Origin of the sequence: Aurantimonas sp., from assembly GCF_964217435.1 — a bacterium.
Taxonomy (GTDB): Bacteria; Pseudomonadota; Alphaproteobacteria; order Rhizobiales; family Rhizobiaceae; genus Aurantimonas; species Aurantimonas coralicida.
In genome coordinates this window covers 178762-199174 of the sequence record NZ_CAXPJM010000055.1, presented here as the reverse complement: position 1 = coordinate 199174, position 20413 = coordinate 178762, and the positions used below count along the sequence as shown (strand labels likewise).

At 68.3% G+C, this 20413-nt stretch carries 16 protein-coding genes; 8 read left to right on the top strand and 8 right to left on the bottom strand.

The window, feature by feature from the left end:
• The first annotated feature begins 130 nt into the window (after positions 1-130).
• The 7 genes from ACEQX1_RS20250 to iolB all read left to right on the top strand — a co-directional run bounded on the left by ACEQX1_RS20250 (position 131) and on the right by iolB (position 8768).
• On the top strand, positions 131-1057 hold the full coding sequence (locus ACEQX1_RS20250; protein ID WP_370197543.1) for a sugar ABC transporter substrate-binding protein: 927 nt from the start codon (positions 131-133) through the stop codon (positions 1055-1057).
• A gap of 251 nt (positions 1058-1308) precedes the next feature.
• Positions 1309-2415, top strand: a complete 1107-nt coding sequence (locus ACEQX1_RS20245) for an ABC transporter permease (RefSeq protein ID WP_024350156.1) — start codon at positions 1309-1311, stop codon at positions 2413-2415.
• Position 2416: 1 nt separating this feature from the next.
• On the top strand, positions 2417-3196 hold the full coding sequence (locus ACEQX1_RS20240) for an ATP-binding cassette domain-containing protein (protein ID WP_228239607.1): 780 nt from the start codon (positions 2417-2419) through the stop codon (positions 3194-3196).
• Complete coding sequence (gene iolC / locus ACEQX1_RS20235) at positions 3196-5115, top strand: 5-dehydro-2-deoxygluconokinase (protein WP_370197540.1); 1920 nt, start codon at positions 3196-3198, stop codon at positions 5113-5115. Before ACEQX1_RS20240 ends, iolC begins: the two co-directional genes overlap by 1 nt.
• Positions 5112-6941, top strand: coding sequence for a 3D-(3,5/4)-trihydroxycyclohexane-1,2-dione acylhydrolase (decyclizing) (iolD, locus tag ACEQX1_RS20230; protein ID WP_370197538.1), 1830 nt, complete (start codon positions 5112-5114; stop codon positions 6939-6941). The genes iolC and iolD overlap by 4 nt, the downstream gene beginning before the upstream one ends.
• A 48-nt stretch (positions 6942-6989) precedes the next feature.
• Positions 6990-7895: a myo-inosose-2 dehydratase gene (iolE, locus tag ACEQX1_RS20225; protein WP_370197536.1), complete on the top strand. Its 906-nt coding sequence runs from the start codon at positions 6990-6992 to the stop codon at positions 7893-7895.
• 63 nt (positions 7896-7958) lie between these two features.
• Positions 7959-8768 (top strand): 5-deoxy-glucuronate isomerase, encoded by an 810-nt coding sequence (gene iolB, locus ACEQX1_RS20220; RefSeq protein ID WP_370197534.1) that lies wholly within the window; start codon positions 7959-7961, stop codon positions 8766-8768.
• Between the two features lie 51 nt (positions 8769-8819).
• On the opposite strand, the gene ACEQX1_RS20215 is transcribed toward iolB, so the two are convergent.
• The 8 genes from ACEQX1_RS20215 to ACEQX1_RS20180 form a co-directional block, all read right to left on the bottom strand.
• Positions 8820-10292 carry an amidase gene (locus ACEQX1_RS20215; protein ID WP_370196131.1) on the bottom strand — a complete coding sequence of 491 codons (1473 nt, stop codon included), beginning with the start codon at positions 10290-10292 and terminating at the stop codon, positions 8820-8822.
• Between the two features lie 28 nt (positions 10293-10320).
• Complete coding sequence (locus tag ACEQX1_RS20210; RefSeq protein ID WP_370196135.1) at positions 10321-11457, bottom strand: M20/M25/M40 family metallo-hydrolase; 1137 nt, start codon at positions 11455-11457, stop codon at positions 10321-10323.
• A gap of 37 nt (positions 11458-11494) precedes the next feature.
• Positions 11495-12658: a M20 aminoacylase family protein gene (locus ACEQX1_RS20205; RefSeq protein ID WP_370196130.1), complete on the bottom strand. Its 1164-nt coding sequence runs from the start codon at positions 12656-12658 to the stop codon at positions 11495-11497.
• Positions 12659-12704: 46 nt separating this feature from the next.
• Positions 12705-14246, bottom strand: a complete 1542-nt coding sequence (locus ACEQX1_RS20200) for a M81 family metallopeptidase (RefSeq protein WP_370197532.1) — start codon at positions 14244-14246, stop codon at positions 12705-12707.
• On the bottom strand, positions 14243-15934 hold the full coding sequence (locus ACEQX1_RS20195; RefSeq protein ID WP_370197530.1) for an ABC transporter ATP-binding protein: 1692 nt from the start codon (positions 15932-15934) through the stop codon (positions 14243-14245). Before ACEQX1_RS20195 ends, ACEQX1_RS20200 begins: the two co-directional genes overlap by 4 nt.
• A complete protein-coding gene (locus ACEQX1_RS20190; protein ID WP_024350166.1) occupies positions 15934-16827 on the bottom strand; it encodes an ABC transporter permease in 894 nt (297 codons plus the stop codon). Before ACEQX1_RS20190 ends, ACEQX1_RS20195 begins: the two co-directional genes overlap by 1 nt.
• Positions 16827-17768, bottom strand: coding sequence for an ABC transporter permease (locus tag ACEQX1_RS20185; RefSeq protein WP_370197528.1), 942 nt, complete (start codon positions 17766-17768; stop codon positions 16827-16829). Before ACEQX1_RS20185 ends, ACEQX1_RS20190 begins: the two co-directional genes overlap by 1 nt.
• Before the next feature lie 83 nt (positions 17769-17851).
• On the bottom strand, positions 17852-19423 hold the full coding sequence (locus ACEQX1_RS20180) for an ABC transporter substrate-binding protein (RefSeq protein WP_370196122.1): 1572 nt from the start codon (positions 19421-19423) through the stop codon (positions 17852-17854).
• A 190-nt stretch (positions 19424-19613) separates the two neighbouring features.
• Here ACEQX1_RS20180 and ACEQX1_RS20175 point away from each other — a divergent pair, with 190 nt between their 5' ends.
• The gene (locus ACEQX1_RS20175; RefSeq protein ID WP_210310117.1) at positions 19614-20381 is read left to right on the top strand and encodes an IclR family transcriptional regulator; all 768 of its coding nucleotides are present in this window, start codon (positions 19614-19616) and stop codon (positions 20379-20381) included.
• The last annotated feature ends 32 nt before the right edge of the window (positions 20382-20413 follow it).

Sequence of the window (20413 nt, the reverse complement as noted above, 5' to 3'; positions counted from 1 at the left end):
CGCCGCGAGGGCCTTAATAGAATAATTGTTCCAAAAAGCGCTCGGGAGTGAGGGCCGGTGGAACGACCTGAACCCGGTTTCGGCCGGTTCCAAATGCGGGAGAACCCGCATGTGCTCAACGGGAGGATCCATGAACAATTTCCTGAAATCGACCATCGCGGCCGCGGCCATCGCCTTCACCGGCCCGGCCTTCGCCCAGCAGATCATCGTGGTCTCGCACGGCCAGGCCAACGACCCGTTCTGGTCGGTGGTCAAGAACGGCGTCGACCAGGCCGCCAAGGATAGCGGCGCCGAGGTCGACTACCGGGCGCCCGAGACCTTCGACATGGTGCAGATGAGCCAGCTCATCGACGCCGCGGTCAATCAGGAGCCGGACGGGCTGGTGGTGTCGATCCCCGACGCCGACGCGCTAGGACCCTCGATCGAGCGGGCCGTGCAGGCCGGCATCCCGGTCATCTCCATGAATTCGGGCTCCGACGCCTCCAAGGGGCTCGGCGCGCTGCTGCATGTCGGGCAGGACGAGTTCACCGCCGGCAAGGCGGCCGGCGAGCAGCTCGCCAAGGATGGCGGCAAGGTCGCGATCTGCGTCAATCAGGAAGTCGGCAACGTCTCCCTCGACCAGCGCTGCGAGGGCTTTGCCGAGGGCTTCGGCGGGCAGGTCGAGGTCGTCCCGACCCAGAACGATCCGGCCGAAGTCCAGTCGAAGATCCAGGCTGCGCTGACCTCGAACCCGGATATCGACACCGTGCTGGGGCTGGGCGCCTCGCTCGTCGGCGAGCCGGCCCTGAAGGCCGTCGAGGCCGTCGGCCGGACCGGCGACGTCAAGATCGCGACCTTCGATCTGTCGGCGACCTTCCTGGAGGCTGTCGCCGAGGGCAAGGCCACCTTCGCCATCGACCAGCAGCAGTTCCTGCAGGGCTACCTGCCGGAGACCTTCCTGGCGCTCAACTCGAAATACGGTCTGGTCCCGGGCGGCAACGTGCCGTCGGGTCCGAACCTCGTCACGCAGGACAAGGCCGGCCAGGTCGTCGAACTGTCGGCGCAGGGCATCCGCTAGGCCTCAGGGTCCGATCACGACGCCGGGACTGCGGTGAACCCGCAGCCCCGGTGAGGGAAGGGGTCTTGGGACCGCTTCCCGACCTTGCCGGCCGATCCGCCGTCCAAGGTGCCTGCGCGCACGCCGCGCCATGCCCGGCGGTCCGTCCGCACGGCAGCCCGCATCCGGCGGAACGACGACCCGAAGCATCTTCGACCCGGCATGCCGGCCTCGCGGCCACGGCGAAGCCTTGTCCAGAAGGAGGAGAAACGATGTCTGACACACCCCAGGTGGTCGCCGACGAGCGCCTCAAGCGGGAGAGTTTCGGGGCCCGGCTGATGAAGCGGCCGGAGCTCGGCGCCATCGCCGGTCTGGTCGTCGTCACGGTGTTCTTCATGGTCACCGCCGACAGCTCCATGTTCACCCTGTCGGGGATCATGAATTTCATGACCCCGGCCGCCCAGCTCGGCATCCTGGCGATCGGCGCGGCGATGCTGATGATCGGCGGCGAGTTCGACCTGTCGATCGGCTCCATGGTCGCCTTTGCCGGCCTGATCTTCGCGGCCTGCACGGTGACGCTCGGCCTGCCGCTGATCCTGGCGATCCCGATCACCTTCATGGTCGCGGCCGCGATCGGCTCGGTCAACGGCACCATCGTCCTGAAGACCGGGCTGCCCTCCTTCATCGTGACCCTGGCCTTCCTGTTCATCCTGCGCGGCGCCTCGCTGGTCGGCCTGAAGATCGCCACCGGCGGCTCGACGCAGCTGCGCGGCGTCCGCGACTCGGTGGAAAGCGACTGGCTGATGCCGATCTTTTCCGGCGACGCCTTCACCGGCCTGTTCGCCTGGATGGCCGAGACCGGGATCATCGACACCTTCAACAACGGCACGCCCAAGGTGCCGGGCATTCCGGTCGAGATCCTCTGGTTCGTCGGCCTGGCGCTGCTGGCGACCTATGTCCTCACCCGCACGCCGCAGGGCAACTGGATCTTTGCCGCCGGCGGCGACAAGGTCGCGGCCTCCAATTCCGGCGTTCCGGTGCGCAAGGTGAAGATCTCGCTGTTCATGTTCGCCGCCTGCTGCGGTGCCCTCGTCGCCATCATCACGGTGATGGACGCCGGCTCCACCGACGCCCGCCGCGGCTTCATGAAGGAGTTCGAGGCGATCATCGCGGCGGTCATCGGCGGCTGCCTCCTGACCGGCGGCTACGGCTCGGCGATCGGCGCCTTCTTCGGCGCGATCATCTTCGGCATGGTCACCATCGGCCTGACCTACACGAGCTTCGACCAGGACTGGTTCCAGATCTTCCTGGGCGGCATGCTGCTCGTGGCGGTGCTCTTCAACAACTACATCCGCAAGCAAGTGACCGGGGAGCGCTGACATGACCAAGCCCATCGTTCACATGGAAAACATCGAGAAGCACTTCGGCAACATCATCGCCCTGGCCGGCGTCAGCTTCGACGTCCTGCCCGGCGAGTGCCACTGCCTTCTCGGCGACAACGGCGCCGGCAAGTCGACCTTCATCAAGACCATGTCCGGGGTCCACAAGCCGACCAAGGGCGAGATCTACTTCGAAGGCCAGCCGATGTCCTTCGACAGCCCGCGCGACGCCATGGAGGCCGGCATCGCGACGGTCTTCCAGGATCTCGCCATGATCCCGCTGATGTCGGTGACCCGCAACTTCTTCATGGGCCGCGAGCCCACCAAGGGAAGCTGGCTGTTCAAGCGCATGGACATCGAGACGGCCAATGCGGTGACCATCGAGGAGATGCGCAAGATGGGCATCGCTCTGCGCGGTCCCGATCAGGCCGTCGGCACCCTGTCGGGCGGCGAGCGCCAGACGGTGGCGATCTCCCGCGCGGTGTATTTCGGCGCCAAGGTGCTGATCCTCGACGAGCCGACCTCGGCGCTTGGCGTGCGCCAGACCTCCAACGTCCTGGCGACCATCGAGAAGGTCCGCGACCAGGGCATCGGCGTCGTCTTCATCACCCACAATGTCCGCCACGCCATGGCGGTGGGCGACCGCTTCACCGTCCTCAACCGCGGCCGCACGCTGGGTACCGCGCCGCGCGGCGAGATCACCGCCAACGAGCTGCAGGACCTGATGGCCGGCGGCCAGGAACTGGCAACCCTGCAGGGCTCGCTCGGAGGAACCGTGTGATGGCGGCGAAGGATCTCGATCTCATCACCATTGGCCGGTCCTCCGTCGACCTCTATGGCGCACAGGTGGGCGGCCGGCTCGAGGACATGCGCAGCTTCGAGAAATATGTTGGTGGCTCGCCCACCAACATGGCCACCGGCACGGCCCGTTTGGGCCTGCGCTCGGCGCTGATCACCCGCGTCGGCGACGAGCATATGGGCCGGTTCCTGCGCGAGGAACTGCAGCGCGAGGGCGTCGACACGACGGGCGTCGTCACCGACCCCGACCGGCTGACGGCACTGGTCATCCTCGGCATTCGCGACGACGAGCAGTTTCCGCTGATCTTCTATCGCGAGAACTGCGCCGACATGGCGCTGTGCGAGGACGACATCGACGAGGCGCTCATCGCCAGGGCGCGGGCCGTCGTCGTCACCGGCACCCATCTCAGCAATCCGCGCACCGAGGCGGCGGTGCTGAAGGCGCTGGAGCTTGCCCGCGCCAATGGCGCCCGCACCGCGCTCGACATCGACTATCGCCCCAATCTGTGGGGCCTTGCCGGCCACGGCGCCGGCGAGGAACGCTTCATCGCCTCCGCGGCGGTCACGGCGAAGCTGCAATCCACCCTGCATCTCTTCGACCTGATCGTCGGCACGGAGGAAGAGTTTCACATTGCCGGCGGCACCACGGACACCATCGCGGCGCTGCGGGCGGTCCGCGTGGTCACCGGCGCGACGCTGGTCTGCAAGCGCGGCGCGGCTGGCGCGGTCGCCTTCGAGGGCCCGATCCGCAACAGTCTCGACGAGGGGCAGGCCGGGCCCGGCTTCCCCATCGAGGTGTTCAACGTGCTGGGCGCCGGCGACGGCTTCATCTCCGGCCTCCTGAAAGGCTGGCTCGACGGCGAGTCCTGGCCGACGGCCCTGACCTACGCCAATGCCTGCGGCGCCTTCGCCGTGTCGCGCCATGGCTGCACGCCGGCCTATCCGAGCTGGCAGGAACTGCAGTTCTTCCTGAAGCGCGGCGTCCTGAAGGAGAAGGAAGCGCTGCGCAAGGATGCGGAGCTGGAGCAGATCCACTGGTCGACGACCCGCAAGACCGATTGGTCCACCATGCGCGTCTTCGCCTTCGATCACCGCATGCAGTTCGAGGAACTGGAGGGGGCGACGCCCGACCGGATCGGCGCCTTCAAGCAGCTCTGCCTCGACGCGGCGCTGCGGGTCCAGGACGGTGCGCCCGGCCACGGCATTCTGTGCGACGGCCGGCTGGGGCGGCAGGCGCTCTACCGCGCCGCCGGTCGCGGCCTGTGGATCGGCCGGCCGGTCGAATGGCCGGGATCGCGGCCCTTGTCGTTGGAGCCGGAAATCGGCTCGGATTTCGGCGGCCTGTCGGAATGGCCGAGCGAGCACGTGGTGAAATGCCTGTGCTTCTGCCATCCCAACGACGCCCCCCATCTGTGGCGCGCCCAGGAGGAGACCATCCTGCGCCTCTACAACACCTGCCGGCGCAACCGGCTGGAATTCCTGCTGGAGATCATTCCCTCCAAGGTCGGGCCGGTGGACGACGACACCGCGGCGACGGTGATCCGGCGGTTCTACGATCTCGGCGTCTATCCCGACTGGTGGAAGCTGGAGCCGATGACCAGCGAGGCCGGCTGGCAGAAGGCCTGCGCGGCGATCCGGGACAACGATCCCAATGTGCGCGGCATCGTCGTCCTGGGTCTCGAAGCCTCCGAGGCGGCGCTCATCGAGAGCTTCTCCGTCGCCGCACGCTTCGACCTGGTGAAGGGCTTTGCCGTCGGCCGGACGATCTTCGCCGACGCGGCGAAGGCCTACATGACCGGCGACATCACGCCCGAGGCGGCGGTGCGCCAGATGGCGGAACGATACAGCAGGCTGTGCGCCCTGTGGGACGACGCACGCCGGGCAGGGGAGAAAGCGGCATGACGACGATCCGTCTGACAGCGGCGCAGGCTCTGGTGAAATATCTCACCGCCCAGATGACCGAGGACGGCGAGCCGTTCATCGCCGGGGTGTGGGCGATCTTCGGCCACGGCAACGTCGCCGGGCTCGGCGAGGCGCTGCATGCCGAAAAGGACCAGATCCGGACGCTGCGCGGCCACAACGAGCAGACGATGTGCCATGCGGCCATCGCCTATGCCAAGCAGCTGCAGCGCCGGCGGACCATGGCGGTGACCTCCTCCATCGGGCCGGGCGCCACCAACATGGTGACCGCCGCGGCGCTCGCCCATGTGAACCGGCTGCCGCTGCTGCTCCTGCCCGGAGACGTCTTCGCCAATCGCGGCCCCGATCCGGTGCTGCAGCAGGTCGAGGATTTCGGCGACGGCACCGTGACGGTGAATGACTGCTTCCGGCCGGTGACCCGCTATTTCGACCGCATCATGCGGCCCGAACAGCTTCTGACCGCCTTGCCGCGGGCCTTCCGGGTGATGACCGATCCGGCCGAATGCGGCCCGGTGTGCCTCGCCTTCTGCCAGGACGTGCAGGCCGAGGCCTACGACTATCCGGCTGCCTTCTTCGAGCCGCGGGTCTGGCGGACCCGCCGGCCGCACCCCGACCCGGTCGAGCTGGAACGTGTCGCGGAACTCCTGCGCCGCGCCGAAAAGCCGGTGATCGTCGCCGGCGGCGGCGTGCATTACGCCGGTGCCTGCGACGCCCTGGAAGCCTTCGCGCGCCGGCACCGGATTCCGGTGGTCGAGAGCCAGGCCGGCAAGTCGGCGCTCGCCTGGGACCACGATCTCAATTTCGGCCCGGTCGGCGTGACCGGGGCGGCGTCGGCCAACGCGATCTGCGCCGAGGCCGATCTGGTCCTCGGCGTCGGCACGCGCTTCCAGGATTTCACCACCGGCTCGTGGAACCTCTTCCGCAATCCCGGGCGCCGGCTCGTCAGCCTGAACGTTGCGGCCTATGACGCCATGAAGCACGGCGCCGAACCGCTGTGCTGCGATGCGCTGGTCGGGCTGGAAGCGCTCGGCGCAGCGTTGGGCGACCATGCATTCGTCGCGCCCGATGCGGCCCTGAAACGCGACTGGTTCGCCGCCGTCGATCCGCTGACCGCGGCGCCGAACGACAGCAATGCCCTGCCGACCGACCAGCAGGTGATCGGCGCGGTGCAGCGGGCCAGCGGCATCGATACCGTCGTCATGTGCGCCGCCGGCACCATGCCCGGCGAACTCCACACGCTGTGGAAGGCGCCGCGCCCTGGCGCCTACCACATGGAATACGGCTTCTCCTGCATGGGCTACGAGATCGCCGGGGCCATGGGCATCAAGATGGCCGAGCCCGATCGCGACGTGATCTGCATGATCGGCGACGGCAGCTACATGATGGCCAATTCCGAGCTCGCCACGGCGGCGATGCTGGGGATCAAGTTCACTGTCGTCGTCACCGACAATCGCGGCTATGGCTGCATCAACCGGCTGCAGATGAGCACCGGCGGGGCCGAGTTCAACAATCTCCTCGAACACGCCCATCACGTGAACCCGTCGCGGATCGACTTCGCCGCCCACGCCGCCTCGATGGGCGCCACCGCCTCCCATGTCACCTCCATCGCCGAGCTGGAAGTCGCACTGGCGGCGGCGGGCGAGGCAGACGGTCCGGTGGTGCTGGTGATCGACACCGACCCCTATCCGAGCACCGGGCCGGGCGGCCATTGGTGGGACGTGGCGGTGCCGGAGGTCTCGGCCCGCCCGGCGGTGGAAGCCGCCCGCAAGGCCTATGAAGCGCAATTGCGGATGCGCGCCGGCGGCTGACCGGCCGCCGCCCCGTTTGCCCTCGATCCCCTGACCGGAAAACTGCCCATGATCCGCTTCGGCACGAACCCCATCGCCTGGTCGAACGACGACGACCAGAGCCTCGGCGCCCATATCCCGCTCGACCAGTGCCTCGGTGAGGCCGCCGCGATCGGCTTCGACGGCATCGAGAACGGCCACAAATTTCCCTGGGACCCGGCCGACTTGCGGGCGGTCCTTCAGCCGCACGGCCTCGCCTTCGTCTCGGCCTGGTATTCGCTCAATCTCCTCGTCCATTCGGCTGAGCAGGAGATCGCGCTGATCCAGCCGCATCTCGACCGGCTGAAGGCGATGGGCTGCACCGTCTGCATCGCCTGCGAGACCTCCAACGCGATCCACGGCAATGACGCCGTCGGGCTCGCGGCCTCGCCGGTGCTGAATCCGGATCAATGGGCGGAGTTCGGCGCGCGGGTGGAGACGGTCGCGGCCCATTGCGCCGCCGAGGGCGTGCCGCTGGTCTATCATCACCACATGGGCACGGTCGTCGAAACGCCGGCCGAGCTCGACCTGTTCATGGCGCATACCGGGCCGGCGACCAAGCTGCTGTTCGATGCCGGGCATTTTTATTTCGGCGGCAACGGGGTCGATCCGGCGCCCTATCTCGCCCGGCATGTCGATCGCGTGGCGCATTTCCACGCCAAGAACGTGCGGCCGGCCGTGATGGCGGATGTGCGCCGCGACGGCCTGTCGTTTCTGGAGGGCGTGCGCCGCGGTGTCTTCACCGTGCCGGGTGACGCGGAGGGCGGGGTCGATTTCGGCCCCTGCCTCGCGGTCCTGGCGGAGCATGGCTACGACGGCTGGATCGTCATCGAGGCCGAGCAGGACCCGGAGGTCCGCAATCCGGTCGAATATCAGAGCCTCGGCCTGAAGACCCTGAAGACGCTGGCCGCCGAAACCGGCCTTGCCGCGGACTGACCAGGCGGACCCGGTTCGCGGGGCGTGCCCTGCGGACGATCAACAGCATTGCGGAGGATCACGATGCCCGACCTTCTTCGTCGCCCGAACGGCCGACATGGCCTGGTTCACGACATCACCCCGGCCGATGCCGGCTGGTCCTATGTCGGCTTCGCGCTGCATCGGCTGGAAGCCGGCGAGATGGCATCGGCGGAGACCGGCGACGAGGAAGCCATCCTCGTTCTCCTGGAGGGCAAGGGCGAGGTCAGTGCCGGCGACCAGGAGTTCGGCGAACTCGGCGCGCGCATGTCGGTCTTCGAGCTGGTGCCGCCCCACGCGGTCTATGTGCCGAACGGCTCGCGCTGGCAGGTCACGGCGACGACGCCGCTGACGCTGGCGGTCTGCCGCGCCCCGGGCAAGGGTGGCCATGCCGCGCGGGTGATCGGCCCGCAGGGCATCCCGACCATCGTCAAGGGCAAGGGGGCCAACACCCGCAAGGTGCACGCCATCGCCATGGAAGAACGCGACGTCGCCGACAGCCTGCTGGTGACCGAGGTCTACACGCCGGCGGGCAACTGGTCGTCCTATCCGCCGCACCGGCATGACGAGGACGATTTTCCGCGCATGACCTATCTGGAAGAGACCTATTACCACCGGCTCGATCCGCCGCAGGGCTTCGGCTTCCAGCGGGTCTTCACCGACGACGGCAGCCTCGACGAGACCATGACCGTCCATGACGGCGACGTCGTCCTCGTGCCGAAGGGGCACCATCCCTGCGGCGCGCCCCATGGCTACAAGATGTACTATCTCAACGTCATGGCCGGCCCCCGCCGCCAGTGGCGGTTCGAGAACCACCCCGACCACGACTGGATCGCCCAGCGCGACGCGGAGTGAACCGCCCGCCGGCAATGGCGAAGGAAGCGGGAATCGACGGCGCCGCAGGGCTCAGCTCGCGCGCTCGACCCGCCGTGCCGGGGCGAGGAGATCGGCTTCGCGGCCCAAAGGGGCGATGATCTGGACGCCGGTGGACAGCCCGCCGCGAAAGCCGGCCGGCAGCGCGAGGACGGGGCAGCCGGAGAGGGTGGCGGGCGCCACGCATTCCATCCAGCGGTGATAGCTGTCCATCGCCCGGCCATCGATGGCCTGCGGCCAGCGTTCGCCGATCGGGAACGGCCAGACCTGCGCGGCCGGAAGGGCCAGGAGGTCGAAGCGGGCGAAGAGGTCGACGAGGCGCAGATGCCAGGCGGTCCGCAACTCGCGGGCGGCCTCGACGGCCAGGGCCGACAGACGCAGGCCGTTCTCGATCTCCCAGACCATTTCCGGTTTCAATAGATCGCGCGTCGCCGGATCGGCATGGAGCGGGCCATAGCGGGCCGCGACCGCCACATGGCGCTGAATGACGAAGCTCTGCCACAGGCGCTCGGCGTCGAAGCCCAAAGCCGCCGCCTCGACTACGGCGCCCGGAATGCGCTCAAGCGCCGCGCGATTGGTGTCGAGAATGCCCGGCTCCATGGCGAGATGGCCGTCGAAATTTCCCAGCCAGCCGATCCGTACAGGCGCGTCCTCGTCGCGCGTCGAAGCATCGAGGTCGGGAAGCCCTCCCGACAGCGGCTGGCGCGGATCGGCGCCCGCCTGGACGGCGAGCAACAAGGCGAGATCGTCAGCGGTGCGCGCCATCGGCCCGTCGGTGGCGAGCGCCGCCTCGAAGACATTGCCGGCCGGCAGGCTCGGTACCCGGCCGAAGGAGGGGCGCAGGCCGTAGACATTGTTGAAGGCGGCGGGATTGCGAAGCGAGCCGCCCATGTCCGAACCGTCGGCCAGCGGCAGCATGCGCGTCGCGATGGCGACGGCCGCACCGCCGCTGGAGCCGCCGGCGCTGCGCTTCGGCGCAAAGGCGTTGCCGGTCGCGCCGAAGACTTCGTTGAAGGTGTGGGAGCCGAGGCCGAATTCCGGCGTGTTGGTCTTGCCGACGATGATCGCACCGGCCGCCCGGATGCGCGCCGTCGAGAGGCCGTCGCAATCGGGCACGTGGTCGCGGTAGATCGGCGAGCCGAAGGTGGTGGTCAGCCCCTTTGTCGGCGACAGATCCTTGATGGCGATGGGCAGGCCGTGCAGCGGTCCGGTTTCCGCGCCGCTGGCCAGCGCCTGGTCGGCGGCCGCCGCGTCGGCGAGCACCGCATCCCGCGGACGCCGGGAGATGATGGCGTTGTAGGTCGGGTTGAGCGCGTCGATCCGGTCGAGGAAGGCGGTGACGACCTCCACCGAGGACAGGCGCCCGGCACGCATTGCGGCCATCAACGCCGTCGCGTCCATGGCGCAGATTCCGGACACCGCCTCCGGCGCGCGCAGATGGCCCGGCCGGTCGAAGGGCGAAAGCGTCTCGCCGTCCGCCTGTTGATGTGCCCCGCCGGATGTCACCGGCGCAGGCCTCCCGCGGGGCGTCGCATCAGGCGCCGAGTTCGGCCAGAAGGCCGCCCAGAAGCCGGCCGCGCGACACCAGGCTCGACACCTCGATATGCTCGTTCAGCGTATGGACGTCGGCGCCGACCACGCCGAGGCCGTCCAGCGTCGGCAGGCCCATGGCGCCGGTGAAATTGCCGTCCGAGCCGCCGCCCTCGCTGGCATGGGCAAGGTCGAAGCCCAGCTCGTTGCCGATCCGCCGGACGCGTTCGTAGAGCTCCATCGTGCCTTCGCTGGCTTCCCAGACCGGGCGCACGACGCTCTTCTCGACGAAGAAGCCGGTGCCGTCGGCCTCGCGCCTGTCGAAGGCGAGGATGTTCTCGGTGCCCCGGTCGAGGTCTTCCTGGCGCTTGGCCATGGAGAGGCACTCGGCCCGCGCGACGGTCGGCACGCAATTGACCCACTGGCCGCCATGCATGACGGAGACCGAGAAGGTGCAGTCCTCGTCCGTCATGTCTTCGATGGCGATGAGCTGCCGCGCCATCATCTTCACCGCCGACTGGCCGGCCTTCAGCGCCGCGCCGGCATGACTCGGGCGCCCCATGGCGGTCAGGTGGTAGCGGGCGATGGCGTAGCGGCCGGTGACCACCGTGTTGCGGGCCCAGGCCGGCTCCGGCACCAGGATGTAGCGGTGCTTGGCGGCCTCGGCCTCGATCAGCGCGCGGGTGCCGGGCGTGCCGATCTCCTCGTCGGAGGTCAGCAGGACATGCACCGGCAACGGCGTCTCGACGCCCATCTCGGCCAGCGCCTTGACGGCGCTGATGGCGATGTAGTTGCCGCCCTTCATGTCGCAGATGCCGGGGCCCCAGCAGATGTCGCCCTCGCGCCGGAACGGCAGCTTCTCCAGCGTGCCGAGCGGATGCACCGTGTCGAGATGGCCGATGATCAGGATGCCGGGTTCGCCGGCCCTGGGATGCGGAAACGCGCCGCGCACGCAATTGCCGAGCCCCTCGGGGCCGGGAATGGTCTCCACCTCGAAGCCCATGGCCTGCATGTCCTCGGCGGCCAGCGCCATCATCCGGTCGACCGACGGCTTGTCATAGGTCGGGCTCTCGCATTCGACCCAGCGCCTCAGGCCGCTCAGCATCTGTTCCGCATCCAGCGGGATCTTGGTCACGTCCATCGTCACTCTCGCTTTCCTGAGGTCTCGAACCGGCCGGTCAGGCCGCCAGCCGCTTCTCGACGATGCGCGCCAGAAGGCTGGAGCCGATCGGCAGGATGCCGTCGTCGAGGATGAAGCCGGGATTGTGCAGCGGCATGGTGCCGCCATGGCCGACCCAGCAATAGGAGCCGGGGACCGCGTGCAGCATGTCGGCGAAATCCTCGCTGCCCATGGTCGGTCGCGGATCGGTGAAGACCTTGTCTTCGCCGACGATCTCGACGGCGACTTCGCGCAGCGCCTCGGTCTCGGCCTCGTGGTTCTCCAGCACCGAGAAGACGTCGCGGATGTCGACCACGATCTCGCAGTCGTAGCTCGCCGCGAAACCGGCGGCGATCTCCCGGATGCGGCTGGCGACGAGCTCGCCGACATCGTCGTGGAAGTAGCGGATCGTGCCACCGAGATCGGCCTCTTCGGGGATGACGTTGTAGGCCGAGCCCGCGGCGAACTTGGTGATCGACAGCACCGCCGGCTTCAGCGGATTGACGTTGCGGCTGACGATCGACTGCAGGCTCTGGCCGAGCGTCATGGCGATGACGATCGGGTCCTTGGAATTGTGCGGCATGGCGGCATGGCTGCCGCGCGCCTTGATCTGGATGTCGAAGAACTTGGCGCCGGCCATCGCCTTGCCCGGGAAGACGGCGACCTCGCCCAGCTCCAGATCGGGCATGTTGTGCAGGCCGTAGATCTCGTCGCAGGGGAAGCGCTCGAACAGGCGGTCGGCGATCATCGCGCGGGCGCCGCCCAGCCCTTCCTCGGCGGGCTGGAAGACGAACATCGCGGTGCCCTTGAAGCCGCGATTTGCGGCGAGATAGCGCGCCGCGCCGAGCAGCATGGTGGTGTGGCCGTCATGGCCGCAGCCATGGAAGCGGCCGGGATTGGTCGAGCGGTAGGGAAGGTTGGTGAACTCCTCCATTGGCAGGGCGTCCATGTCGGCGCGCAGGCCGATCGTCCGGCCGTCGCCGCCGGTGCCCCTGAGGATGCCGACGACGCCGGTGCCGCCGATGCCCTCGTGGATCTCGTCGACGCCGTAGCTCTTCAGCGCCGCGGCGACGATGGCGGCGGTGCGCTTTTCCTCGAAGCCGATCTCCGGATGGGCGTGCAAATCGTGGCGGATCGCCGTCAGGTCTTCGGCAAAACTCTTGATCTCGGGAATGATGGTCATGGTCGGGTTTCCTCGTTTCGCGGGCGCGGCAAGGCGGCCGCAGGCACTACGACGGATGGGATTCGGCGGGATCGAACACCGGGCCGGTGGGCGACAGGTCGATGCCGGGCCGCAGCCGGCGGAAGGGCAGGTCGGCCGGCGACAGGGGCATGGGCCCCGGCGCCGTGCAGGTCAGGATCGTCTCGGCGATCGGCGCGAAATCGGCGCGGAAATGCACCGAACTCTTGTTGACGAGGATCGCCTCCTTCTCCGGTTCGATCCCGACGAAGCGATACATCTCGCGGTCGGCCATCTGCGCCTTGGCCGAGGCGACGACGACGCGCACGCCGCCGATCTTCAGACAGGCGGAGGGGCCGAGCCGCATGCGCGCGCCGCCATAGAAGGCGCCGGAGGCGATCAGGTCGCCGTCGGACAGGGCGGTGACCTCGAAGGTGCCGGTAAAGGGCGTGTCGCCGGCAACGCCGTCGGCGCCGCTGAGGGTGATCTCGGTCGTCGCCCCGACGCCCGCCGCATGGGCGGCGGCCGCTGCCTTCGGATCGAAGATCACCCCGATCGCGGCGCGCTGCGCGTCGGCTTCGACCAGCGCCTTCAGCATGCCGGTGGTGTTGGAATCGCCGCCGGCGCCGGGATTGTCCTGGGTGTCGGCAATGACGACCGGATGCGTGGCGCTTGCCGCGATCCGCATCGCCTCGCGCACCCCGTCCAGCGGCGCAAACGACTTGCCAGCATAGGCGGAACGGGCTGCGACGACCCTGGCGGCCAGGGCGTTTGCGGCGGCATCGGCCGCCGCCTGATCGGCGCCATAGGCGAGGACGGACGGGCCGCAATCGGGAAAGTCGGCGGCCGGGAAGCCGCAGAGATAGGAGACGCTGGCGACCCCGCCCGTCTCCATCTCCGGCAGGGCGCCATAGAGCGTGGCGTTCGGCTCCATGGTGGTCGATTGCCAGGCGATGGGGATCAGGAAGGGGATCTGCCGGAACGCTTTGGCGTGGCGCCGGCCGGCGAGCAGCGGGACCAGATGTTCGGCGGTGCGGCGTCCGGTCTCGGCCATGTCGACATGGGGATAGGTGCGGTAGGCGACGAAGAGATCGGCCTCGGCGACCATCTGCGGCGTGACGTTGCCGTGCAGGTCGAGACTGGCGACCAGCGGCACGTCGGGGCCGATGACCCGGCGCACCCGCGCCAGCAGTTCGCCTTCGCCATCGTCGAGATGGGTGCAGACCATGGCGCCGTGGAGATCGAGATAGACCGCGTCGAGCGGCAGTGCGGCCTCGATCGCCGCGACGATGCGGGCGGCGATCGCCTCATAGGCGTCTTCGGTGACATGGGCGGACGGCACCGCTGCGCACCACAGCGTCGGCACGAGGTGCCAGCCGCGTCGCTCGGCTTCGGTGACGAAGCCGCAGATGCCCATGTTGACGTCGCGCGTCGCCGCGATCATCCCCGGGCCCTCCGCCAGCGCCGGCCAGCCACCACCATGCTCGAAGGCGGCGTAGTCCGCTCTGGTCGGCGCGAACGTATTGGTCTCGTGCATGAACCCGCCGACCGCGATGCGCGGGGCGGGCGTTCCTGTGCTGTCGTCTGTCATGCCGGCACGGTCGTGTCCCTGAAGCCCGCGGCGCCGGGCAGCGGGCGGAAATTCGGAAAGTCCCAGTAGCGGCCGGGCGCCGCGTCGATCAGTTCGCGCGTATAGGCCTCGCGCGGATTGCCCAGCACCTCGGCGGTCGGGCCGTATTCCACCACGCGGCCGCGCTGCATCACCACCACCTCGTCGCAGATCTGCGCGGCGACACGCAGGTCGTGGGTGATGAACAGGAGGGCAACGCCGAGCCGCGCCTGGATGTCGTCGAGAAGGTCGAGGACCTGCGCCTGCACCGACACGTCGAGGGCCGACACCGCCTCGTCGGCGACGAGGACGTCCGGCTCCATGGCGAGCGCCCGGGCGATGGCGATGCGCTGGCGCTGGCCGCCGGAGAACTGGTGCGGATGGCGGTCGATGGCGTCCTTGGGAAGGCCGACGAGTTCCAGCAGCGTCTTGGCCTGCTCGCGCGCCTCGCCGGGCGGGGTGCCGTAGTTGATCGGCCCCTCGGTGATGCTGTCGCCCACCGTCAGCCGCGGATTGAGCGAGCGGTTGGGGTCCTGGAAGATCATCTGGATGCGCTTGCGCCACGGCCGCAGAGCCCGGCGTGACAGGCCCGAAATGTCGGAGCCGCGCAGACGGATGCTGCCGGCGGTGGGCTCGATCAGCCGCATGACGCAGCGCGCCACGGTGGACTTGCCGGAGCCGCTCTCGCCGACGATGCCGAGGGTCCGGCCGCGCCCGAGGATCAGGTTGACGTCCTTGGCCGCGACGGTGCCCTCGCGTTTGCGGAACAGCGAGCCCTGGCTGTAGGTCATGCCGAGTTCGCTGGTCTCCAGCACGATCTCGCGGGAGGCCGCGGGGCGGGCGTCGCGCGGGCGCAGCGCCGGCACGGCGGTCAGGAGGTTGCGGGTATAGGGCTTGGTCGGGGCGGTGAGGATCGCCTCGATCGGCCCGGATTCGACGATCTCGCCGGCCCGCATGACGTAGACCCGGTCGGCGATGTCGGCGACGACGCCCATGTCGTGGGTGATGAACAGGACCGAGGTGCCGAGGCGTTCCTGGATCTCGCGGATCAGCTTCAGGATCTGCTTCTGGGTGGTCACGTCGAGGGCCGTCGTCGGCTCGTCGGCGATCAGCAGCTTCGGTTCGAGGACGAGCGCCATGGCGATCATCACCCGCTGGCGCTGGCCGCCCGAGAGCTGGTGCGGATAGGAGCGGCACATGCGCTCCACATCCGGCAGATGAACGAGCGAGAGGATGTCGCGGATGCGGGTGCGGCGATCGGCGGTGCTCATGCTGGCATGGGCGCTCAGCACTTCCTCGAGCTGGCTCTCGACGGTCATCACCGGGTTGAGCGCGGTCATCGGCTCCTGGAAGATCATTGACATGCGGGTGGCGCGCAGCTGGCGCAGCCGCGCCGGGCTGGCGGTCAGCACATCCTCGCCCTCGACGAGGATACGGCCCGAGCGGGCGGTGAGCGCCCCCTTCGGCAACAGCCCCATCGTGGCCAGCGACGTCACCGACTTGCCGGAGCCGCTTTCGCCGACGAGGCAGACGGTCTCGCCGGCGCCGACGCGCAGCGAGATACCGTCGAGGATCGGGGCCGGCTTGCGGCCGCGTGTGGTGACGACGAGATCCTCGACGACGAGGACGTCGCCGGTGCTCGCGGCGGCGGGGTGGGCGTGGTCGCTCATCAGGCCTCCCTCTTCTTGCCGAGGCGCGGGTCCATGACGTCGCGGGCGGTGTCGCCGAGAATGTTGATCGACAGGATGGCGAGCGACAGGAACAGGCCCGGCCAGAAGATCAGCGACGGCTTGAGCTGGAAGTAGAGCCGGCCTTCCGACATGATGTTGCCCCAGGACGGCGTCTCGGTGCCGATGCCGGCGCCCAGGAACGACAGGATCGCCTCGGTCAGGATCGCCGAGGCGCAGACATAGGTGCCCTGGACGATCAGCGGCGCGATGGTGTTGGGCGTCAGGTGCCGCCACATGATCTTCGGCAGGCTGGAGCCGACCGCGATGGCGGCCTCGACATAGGGCTCCTCGCGCGCCGACAGGACGACCGAGCGCACCAGCCGCACGACGCGCGGGATCTCCGGAATGGTGATGGCGATGAGCACGGTCCAGAGGCTGGAGCCGGCCAGCGACACGATGGCGATGGCGAGGAGCACGCTGGGGATCGCCATCAGCCCGTCCATGATCCGCATCAGGATGGCGTCGAGCCAGCGGAAGAAGCCCGAGATCAGGCCGAGCGGCAGGCCGATCAGCACCGCCACTAGGGCCGCGCCGATGCCGACGATCAGCGAGACGCGAGCGCCGTAGAGGGTGCGCGAGAAGACGTCGCGGCCGTAGGCGTCGGTGCCGAAGGGATGGGTGGCGCTGGCGCCCGCCAGCCGCTCCATCGGGTTCATGGCGATCGGGTCGAAGGGCGCGATGACCGGCGCCAAAAGCGCGCCGATGACGATGACCGCCAGGCAGATCGCGGCGAGGGTCGGCGCGAAGCGCAGATCCGCCAGTTCGATCCGCGGCAGGAATCGGCGCTTGATGACCGGCTCGGCAATCGGGGGCAGGGTGTCTCTCCTCGCCATCAGTATCGGATCCTCGGGTCCATGAACGCGTAGGAGATGTCGATCAGGAGGTTGATCACCACGTAGATGCCGCTGGTCAGGAGGATCAGCGCCTGGATCACCGGGTAGTCGCGGGCAAGGATGGCATCGACGGTGAGCCGCCCGAGGCCCGGAATGTTGAAGACGCTTTCGGTGACGACGACGCCGGAGATCATCAGCGCGAAACCGGTGCCGACGACGGTGAGGATCGGCACGGCGGCGTTGCGCAGGGCATGGCGGAACAGGACGATCCGCTCCGACAGGCCCTTGGCCCGGGCGGTGCGCACATAATCCTCGTCGAGAACGTCCAGCATCGCGGCGCGGGTCATGCGGGCAATCAGCGCGATGTAGATCGTCGCCAGGGTGAAGGCCGGCAGGAAGATGCGCGCCAGGAACGGCCCGACGCCGTCGAAGATGCTCTTGAAGCCCTGGACCGGGAGAAGTTTCAGGTCGATGGCGAAGATCTGGATGAAGATGTAGCCGGTGACGAAGACCGGGATCGAGAAGCCCAGCACCGAGATCGCCATGATGACGTTGTCGGTGAGCGTGCCGTGGCGCCAGGCGGCGAGGACGCCCATCGGGATCGACAGGAGAAGCGTGATCGCCATGGTCACGAGGGCGAGGCTGAGGGTCGGCTCCAGTCGCTGGCCGATCAGGGTCAGGACCGGCGTGCGCGAGATCAGCGAGCGGCCGAAATCGCCGCTCAGGAGCTGGCCGCTCCAGGTGATGAACTGGGTCACCAGCGGCTCGTTGAGGCCGAGGCTCTGGCGGATCTGGGCGAGCTGTTCGGGGGTCGCCATGTCGCCGGCGATGATCGCGGCCGGGTCGCCGGGCGTCAGCCGCAACAAGAGGAAGACGAACAGCGCCACGACGATCAGCACCGGCACGGAGGCCAGGACGCGGCGGAAGATGTAGGCGAGCATGGGTCGAGCCTCGCGGCGCAGGACGCTGCAGAAGGGAACGGGTGACGCCGCGCCGTCAGCGACGCGGCGTCACGGGCATGGCGTCAGTCGGTCTTCTGGACGTTCCAGAACACCGGAACCGGCATCTTCATGACATCGGTCAGCTTGTTGGAAATCGTCGTCGGGATCCGGTACTCGCCGACCGGGATGTAGTTGACGACGTCATAGGCGTGGGCCTGGATGTCCTCGGCGATCTTCTTGCGCTCGGGCTCGTCGCCGGCCTTGGCGAAGGCGACGCGCAGTTCCTCCAGCTTCGGATCGTCCGGCCAGCCGAACCAGGCCGCTTCCTTGCCACCGCCGTTCAGCATCGGGTTGTTGAGCGGGCTCCACACCTCCGGGATGATCCAGTTGGTGAAGAACATGTTCCAGCCGCCATCCGCAGGCGCGGCCTGGCTGGCGCGCCGGGTCACGAGGGTCTGCCAGTCCATCGGCTGCATGTCGACGGTGAAGCCGGCCTGGCGCAGGAGCTGGGCGGCGACCACCGGCTGCGGGCCGACGGAGCCGACATCGGTCGGCTGCATCAGGACGACTGGCGTGCCGTCATAGCCGGCCTCGTCGAGCATCTTCTTGGCGACCTCGGGCTGCGGACCCTTCATGATCAGCTCGTCGCCGGCCTCGGTCGCGAAGGGCGTGTTGCAGCCATACATCGAGCCGCAGGTGTCCTGGTATTCCGGATTGCCGACCAGCGCGGCAAGGATCGGCTCCTGGCCGAGCGCCGCCATGGCGGCACGCCGGATCTCGACATTGTCGAAGGGCGGGTAGAGCCAGTTGAGCCGGCCCATGGTCTGGTAGCCGTAATCGGCGAGGGTCATCACCGTCAGCTCGGGATTGCCCTGCAGCAGCGGCAGGAGATCGGTCGGCGTCTGCTCGATATAGTCGATCTCGCCGCCATTGATGGCGTTCACCGCGGTCTGCGCGTCCGGCATGACCACCCAGGTCACGCGGTCGACATTCACCACCTTGCCGCCGGCGGTCCAGCTCGGCGCCTCGTCGCGCGGCACATAGTCGGGGTTCTTGTCGTAGACGGCGCGCACGCCAGGTTCGAACTCGGCCTCGACGAAGGTGAACGGACCGGAACCGGTATAGTCGGTGATCGCCTCGCCTGAGGGCGTCTTAGCGACGCGTTCCGGCATGATGAAGGACGGCAGGCCCGACGGCTTGGCGATCAGTTCGAGAACGTAGGAGAACGGCTCGGACAGGGTCAGGACGGCCGTCTTGTCGTCCTTGGCCTCGAGGCTGGCGACATATTTGAACATCATCTGGGCGCCGCCGTCGCGCTCGCCCCAGCGCTTCAGCGAGGCGACGACGTCGGCCGCCGTCACCGGTTCCCCGTCATGCCATTTCAGGCCGTCGCGCAGGGTGAAAGTGTAGGTGAGCTTGTCGTCGGAGATCTCCCAACTGGCCATCTGCGGCTGCGGCTTCAGGCTCTCGTCCATGCCCAGAAGCGTGTCGTAGATCATGTAGCCGTGGTTGCGCGTGATGTGCGCGGTGGTGATCACGGGATCGAGGACGCGGATGCCCGAATGCATCACGGCGCGGATTTCCTGGGCGGCGGCGGGGCCGCCGGCGAGGCCCGTCATGGCGACGACGGAGGCGAGCAGGGCGGATCGGATCATCCGGGTTGGTCGGAAGGTGGAAGCGGCAGAGAAGAAGGACATCAATGCGTCTCCGAAGGGTAGGGCTCGGGGGTCGGGACATCTCCGCCCGTTATCGCATGCCGATAACCGTTTGCGGATTGTGGTATCGTAGGAACACGGCTACGATTCAGTCAACACTCCGAATTGATCAAATAGTGTGCAGCGCAGCATGGCGGCAGACCGGGAAGTTCAGAAGGACGGCCACTTCGTTGCCTCGCTCGGCAAGGCGATGACCCTTCTGGAGGCCTTTGCGCCCGAGCGTTCGCGCATGGGCCTGACCGAATTGTCCGAGGCGACCGGGCTTGACCGCAGCAGCGTTCAGCGTCTGGTCACCACCTTCACCCGTCTGGGCTATCTCGACAAGGACCCGACCACCCGGCGCTACAGTCCGTCGATCCGGATGACCGAGCTCGCCAACGCCTATTTCTGGTCGCAGGAGCTTGTCCACACGGCGATGCCCAAGCTGATCGACCTGCATCAGTCGCTGGGCGAAACCATCAATTTCTCGCGCATCGACGGCCCCGACATCGTCTACATCGTCCGCCTGCCCAGCGCCCGCACGAGCTTCGGCGCCTCCATCGTCGGGCGCCGGGTGCCGGCACTGAACACGTCGAGCGGCCGGGTGATGCTGTCGCGCCTCGGCGCCGAGACCCGCCGCCGCTGCGTCGAGGAATGGCCGATGCGGCGGTTCACGCCTGCGACGGTGATGGACCGCGGCGCCGTCGGCGCCCTCGTCGAGGCGGCGGCCGAGACCGGCTACTCCATCGCCGAGAACGAGGTGCAGATGAACGAGCTCGGCGTTGCCGTGGCCGTCGGCCGCGATCCGCAGACCGGCGGGGCGATCCATTGCTCGGTCAGCGGCACCGCCTGGACCCGCGAACGGCTGGAGGCCGAGATCATCCCGCCCTTGCTCGACGCCGCCAACGGCGTCGGCTGACCGGCGCCCGCTGCCGAACGGTCGCGGCCGGA

Bases quoted from the DNA above. Each gene is read 5' to 3' on its own strand.
- iolE (WP_370197536.1), top strand. From the start codon at position 6,990: ATGATCCGCTTCGGCACGAACCCCATCGCCTGGTCGAACGACGACGAC.
- ACEQX1_RS20210 (WP_370196135.1), bottom strand. From the start codon at position 11,457: ATGGACGTGACCAAGATCCCGCTGGATGCGGAACAGATGCTGAGCGGC.
- ACEQX1_RS20175 (WP_210310117.1), top strand. From the start codon at position 19,614: ATGGCGGCAGACCGGGAAGTTCAGAAGGACGGCCACTTCGTTGCCTCG.
- ACEQX1_RS20240 (WP_228239607.1), top strand. From the start codon at position 2,417: ATGACCAAGCCCATCGTTCACATGGAAAACATCGAGAAGCACTTCGGC.
- iolB (WP_370197534.1), top strand. From the start codon at position 7,959: ATGCCCGACCTTCTTCGTCGCCCGAACGGCCGACATGGCCTGGTTCAC.
- ACEQX1_RS20190 (WP_024350166.1), bottom strand. From the start codon at position 16,827: ATGGCGAGGAGAGACACCCTGCCCCCGATTGCCGAGCCGGTCATCAAG.
- ACEQX1_RS20180 (WP_370196122.1), bottom strand. From the start codon at position 19,423: ATGATCCGATCCGCCCTGCTCGCCTCCGTCGTCGCCATGACGGGCCTC.
- ACEQX1_RS20195 (WP_370197530.1), bottom strand. From the start codon at position 15,934: ATGAGCGACCACGCCCACCCCGCCGCCGCGAGCACCGGCGACGTCCTC.
- iolC (WP_370197540.1), top strand. From the start codon at position 3,196: ATGGCGGCGAAGGATCTCGATCTCATCACCATTGGCCGGTCCTCCGTC.
- ACEQX1_RS20245 (WP_024350156.1), top strand. From the start codon at position 1,309: ATGTCTGACACACCCCAGGTGGTCGCCGACGAGCGCCTCAAGCGGGAG.
- ACEQX1_RS20185 (WP_370197528.1), bottom strand. From the start codon at position 17,768: ATGCTCGCCTACATCTTCCGCCGCGTCCTGGCCTCCGTGCCGGTGCTG.
- iolD (WP_370197538.1), top strand. From the start codon at position 5,112: ATGACGACGATCCGTCTGACAGCGGCGCAGGCTCTGGTGAAATATCTC.
- ACEQX1_RS20200 (WP_370197532.1), bottom strand. From the start codon at position 14,246: ATGACAGACGACAGCACAGGAACGCCCGCCCCGCGCATCGCGGTCGGC.
- ACEQX1_RS20250 (WP_370197543.1), top strand. From the start codon at position 131: ATGAACAATTTCCTGAAATCGACCATCGCGGCCGCGGCCATCGCCTTC.
- ACEQX1_RS20205 (WP_370196130.1), bottom strand. From the start codon at position 12,658: ATGACCATCATTCCCGAGATCAAGAGTTTTGCCGAAGACCTGACGGCG.